Source organism: Miniimonas arenae (assembly GCF_006351005.1).
GTDB classification, from domain to species: domain Bacteria; phylum Actinomycetota; class Actinomycetes; order Actinomycetales; family Beutenbergiaceae; genus Miniimonas; species Miniimonas arenae.
In genome coordinates this window covers 1-5,194 of record NZ_VENP01000090.1, presented here as the reverse complement: position 1 = coordinate 5,194, position 5,194 = coordinate 1, and the positions used below count along the sequence as shown (strand labels likewise).

1 protein-coding gene is annotated in these 5,194 nt (G+C 73.0%); it reads left to right on the top strand.

Features of this window, described 5'->3' with window-relative positions:
• Nucleotides 1-87 precede the first annotated feature (87 nt).
• Nucleotides 88-5,166 (top strand): MobF family relaxase, encoded by a 5,079-nt coding sequence (mobF, locus tag FH969_RS14395; protein WP_180359823.1) that lies wholly within the window; start codon nt 88-90, stop codon nt 5,164-5,166.
• The last annotated feature ends 28 nt before the right edge of the window (nt 5,167-5,194 follow it).

Here is a 5,194-nt window from a genome sequence, read left to right as displayed (position 1 = left end):
AATGACGAGCGAGCACGGGAGCCGCCTCGTACTCGGCCGCGCATTCTCGCCGTCGAACTGGGTGCGGGGGAGCGTGGTGGGCTCGTGATGACGGTCCACGTGCTGCACGCCGGTGATGGGTACAGCTACCTGACGAAGCAGGTCGCCTCGGGTGATGTGAAGCGTGAGCCGGGGCAGTCGTTGTCGGAGTACTACATGCAGCACGGCAACCCGCCTGGGGCGTGGGTGGGGGCTGGGCTGGCGGCGTTGAACGTCGGGGGAGTGGTCACTGAGAAGCAGATGCAGGCCCTGTTCGGGGAGGGGTTGCACCCCGATGCTGATGCTCAGGTCGCCGCAGCCGTAGCACGGGGGGTGTCGCCGGCGCAGGCCGTCAAGGACGCCCGGCTGGGGCGCCGGTTCCCGGTGTTCAAGGAGGCGCAGGGGGATGAGTACCCGCAGCGTCTGGCTGCGGCGTACGCCGCGTTCGCGGCCGAGCACGACCGGTCCCCAGAGGCGGGAGAGGAGCGCGACGCGCTGCGCTGGCAGGTGGCCACGGAGATCGTGACCGAACGGAGCGACGGCCGTGAGCCGGCCGCCGGGGACGTCGCGCACTACCTCGCCACGCGGGGTGCGGAGCAGCGCGCCGCGGTCGCGGGGTATGACCTCGTGTTCACTCCGGTGAAGAGCGTGAGCACGCTGTGGGCACTGGCAGATGACGCGACTCGGGAGCAGATCAGCCAGGCTCACGCCGCGGCGTGGCACGGAGCGCTGGAGTGGATCCAGAGCGAGGGTGCGTACACCCGGGTGGGTGCCGGCGGGGTGGGGCAGATCGACATCACGGGACTTGTCGCGGCCGCGTTCGACCACCTCGACTCCCGCACGGGCGACCCCAACCTGCACACCCACGTCGCCGTCTCCACGAAGGTCCAGGGCGTCGACGGGCAGTGGCGATCGCTCGACGGCCGCGTGCTCCATGCCCTCGGGGTGGCAGCGTCGGAGCGGTACAACAGCCTGATCGAGGAAGAGCTCATCGCCCGCCTCGGGGTGGGGTTCGTGGCCGAGGGACGTGAGGGCAAGCGTCCCGTGCGGGAGATCGCTGGCGTGTCCGCGGAGGTGCGGGCTGCGTTCTCCCAGCGGCGTGACCAGGTGGAGAAGGAGTACCAGTCGCTGCTCGCCGCCTACCGCACTCAGCACGGCCGGGAGGCTCCGCGCGCGGTCCAGTTCAAGCTCGCGCAGCAGGCGACCCTCGCGACCCGCCAGGCCAAGGAGGGTGGGGTCGGGCTGGCTCAGCGCCTGCCTCAGTGGCGGGCGACCGCCGAGCGTGTCCTCGGCGGCCGTAGCGGGGTCGAGCAGATGGTCGCCGCCGCCCTCTCGGGCGCCCCGGAGCTGCGAGCCGAGGCGACAGCGGTCGCGGTGGAGAGCATCGACGAGCTCGCGCAGACGGTGCTGGCCGGGTTGGCCCGGCACCGATCGACGTGGAACCGGTGGCACCTGCAGGCCGAGGCGGAGCGGGTCGTGCGCGCCTCACGTCGGGTGGTCGACGCACCCGCGCACGTGACCGCCCGCGCCGTCGTCGCCGCCGTCGTAGACCGCGCCCAAGCCACCTCGATCCGACTCACCCCCGAGGAGCTGAACACCCCCACCTCGGAGGTGCTCAGGCGCGCCGACGGGGAGAGCATCTACCGGGTGCACGGCTCGGAGGTCTTCACCTCCGCGACGGTGCTCGCGGCCGAGGAGCGACTGCTCAGCGCGGCTCAGTCCACCGGGGGGCTCCGCGTGGACGAGGCCACCTTCGCCGCGGCCCTGGCCCAGGTCGAGACCACAAAGGACCGCACCCTGAACGCGGGACAGCGTGGACTCGCCTCCCACTTCGCCACGTCGGGGCATCGGGTGGCCGCGGGCATCGGACCGGCCGGGACAGGCAAGACGACGGCGATGAGCGCGTTCGCGCGCGCGGCGGAAGCCGCCGGCGGCCGCGTCATCGGACTGGCGCCGTCGGCGGCCGCCGCCGCGGTGCTGGGGGAGGAGCTGGAGGTGCAGGCCGACACGCTGCACAAGCTCCTCGACGTCCACGCCCGGGCCGCGGCCGCGACAGGCCCGGACGGGCGGCTGCCGGCGGGCACCGTGGGGGAGGCGTACGAGCTGGATGAGCACGCGGTGCTGCTGGTCGACGAGGCCGGCATGGCCGGCACCCCGGAGCTCGCCGCCGTCCTGGACCTCGCCGAACGCTACGGCGCGAGCGTCCGCCTCCTCGGGGATCCCTCGCAGCTTGCCGCGGTCGGTGCCGGGGGAGCGCTGCGGCTGATCGACCACTACGTCGGCGCCGCGCACCTGGAAGAGGTCCACCGGTTCCTGCTCGCCGACGGCGCGGGCGTGAACGAGCAGGAGGCTCGAGCCTCCCTGCAGCTGCGCGACGGAGACGTCGCCGGCCTGGACTACTACATCACCGGGGACCGCGCCCGGGGAGGGAGCGCGGAGGCGATGACCGAGGAGGTCTACGGCGCGTGGACCGCGGACATGGCCGCGGGAGACTCCGCGATCATGGTCGCCGCGACGAACGACGTCGTCGTCGACCTGAACGCCCGCGCCCGTCGTGACCGCGTCATCGCCGGCGTCGTCGAACGCGCCGGCGTCACCCTGCACGACGGCGGCACCGCCGGCGCCGGCGACGTCATCGTGACCCGACGCAACGATCGCCGGCTGCGCACCGGGGCGAGCGACTTCGTGAAGAACGGTGACCTGTGGCGGGTGACGCGTCGACACCACGACGGCTCCCTCAGCGTGACCCACCGCGAGACCAAGGCGAGGGTGCGGCTGCCCGCCGCGTACGTGGCCGAGTGGGTCGAGCTCGGCTACGCCGCGACCGTCCACCGGGTCCAGGGCATGACCGTGGACGCCGGACACGTCCTGGTCGATGAGTCCATGACCCGCAACCACCTGTACACCGGCGCCACCCGCGGCCGGTATATGAACCGGCTGTACACGGTCACCGAAGCCGTCCTCGACGTCGACCTGCACCACCAGCCCGACCCGACGCGCGCCGTTCGCCAGGCCCTGGAACGGGTCCTGGCGAACGTCGACGAGGCGCCCGCGGCGCTGCAAGCCATGGTCACCGAGTGGGACCAGGCCCACTCCCTCGCGCAGCTCGTCCCCTCCTACGAGGACGCCTACGAACGCCTGCTCGAGCCCGCCGCCCACGAACGCCTGGACCACATCGTGCGCCAGGTGCTCCCCGACCCGGCCGCGGCCGCCGTCCTGGCCGACCCCGCCTACCCCCAGCTGTGCGCACGCCTGCTCGAGGTCGAGCGCACCGAGCACCGCGACGTCGCCACGGCCCTTGCAGAGGCGATCGCCTCCGACTCCCGCCCGATCGAGCAGGCCAAGTGGCCCGCCCGCGCCCTCCGCGCCCGACTGGGTGAACCGGCGGCGACCCACGGGTCACGACTGCCCGACTGGATCACCCAACCCCCCGAGATCGACCCCGACCCCACCACCACCCCGCCCACGCCCGCCCACCCTGGCAGCCTCGACGCGGTCGACGAACGCGGCGAGGCGCCCGCGCGCGTCGACGACGACCCGCTCGTCTCTCTCACAGATGAGGCCTCGCCCTCGGCCGCGGCGCCGGCCCCTGCGGTACGCGACCGGGCGGTCGCCATCGCGGGAGAGTCCTGGCGGTGGTGGCAGCAGCAGACGGAGGGATCGTGGGCGGGGGAGTACCTGACCCGCCGTGGCCTGGCGGGAGCGTGCGAGCACGGGTATGCGCCCGCGTCCTGGGACGCGCTGAGCAAGCACCTGCGCGACCTCGGTTACCGCGACGAGGACATGATCGCCGCCGGCGTCGCGGCTAGGACCAGGGACGGGCGCACGATCGACCTGTTCCGCGACCGGCTCGTCATGCCCATCCGCGACCACGACGGCGTGATCGTCGGGTTCACCGCCCGCGCCAACCCGAGCGTCGTTGACGAGCGGAACCCGAAGTACCTCAACACCCCCGAACGGGACACGTTCCACAAGCGCCAGGTGCTGCACGGCTGGAGCACCGAAGCCGCCGCCCGCCTGGCCGGCGGGGCCCGGGCGGTGTTCGTCGAGGGCCCCCTCGACGTCGCCGCCGTCGCCTCACTCCAGCGCGAAGACCTCGTCCCCCTTGCCCCGTGTGGCACCGCCCTGACCGAGGAGCAGCTCGACCTCGTCCGCACCGCCAGCGGCGACCTGGGTCGCGCGGTGCTCCTGTTCGACTCCGACCCGAGCGGCCGCGAAGCGACCGTCCGCGCCTGGGAACGCCTCACCCCCCGCGAGGCCGCATCGGCAGCAGGCGCCCGCCTCCCCGGGGTCAAAGACCCCGGCGAGCTTCTCGAGACCGGACGTGCAGAGGAGCTCGACCGTGCGCTGCGCTACCCCGGGCCCCTCACCTACGACGTCATCGACCACGTCGTCGATACCAACACCCACGGGGACGTCACACCCGAGCGGGCCGTCGCACTCGCCCGGCGCCTCGCCGACGCGCTCACGCGCCTGCCCGAGGACCCCGACACCGACGAGTACCTCACCGCTGTCCTGAGCCGTCACCTCGCCGAGGAAACCGTGCGGGAGATTCTCGCTGAGGCGCGCACCCCCGTCCCGTCGATGGCTGGGGACGCGTCGACCGCTGACGCGCCGACGCGTCAGGTGGCACCGCGTGCTCCGTTCGTCGACGGTGACGTCCAGGCGTGGCTCGAGCGGCAGGTCGACCTGATCAGCGACCGGTTGGACGCCCTCGTCGCCGACGTGGAAGGACCCACCCCGCCCGCGTGGACCCGCCGCTTGTACCGGCCACCCGCAGACGCCAGGACCCTGGCCGTGTGGCGGGCCAGCGTGCGGGACGTCGCGGCCTACCGCGACCGCTACGCCATCACCGGCACCGACCCCCTCGGGCCCGGCCCCGAGGGGGGCGCGGGCGTGCAAGAACGCGCCTACCGCATCGCAGCGGCTGCGCTAACCCGGGTTGTTCCGCCGCCGACCGCGGAACGGTCTACCGACGACTCAGAGCTTGACGCGCTGCGCCGTCGCCGCGAGCTCGCACGCATCCAAGCTGCTCGCGCAGCCGAAGCAGCACACCGCGCCAACGAGCTCACTGCACCAGCGTCGCCGGCCCAGCCCCTGATCTCCCCGCCAGACTCTCAGCCATCAGGACCTGGAATGCGTATCTGAGCGCGCGGTAGCGCAGGCTGGGGCCAAC

Bases quoted from the DNA above. Each gene is read 5' to 3' on its own strand.
- mobF (WP_180359823.1), top strand. From the start codon at position 88: ATGACGGTCCACGTGCTGCACGCCGGTGATGGGTACAGCTACCTGACG.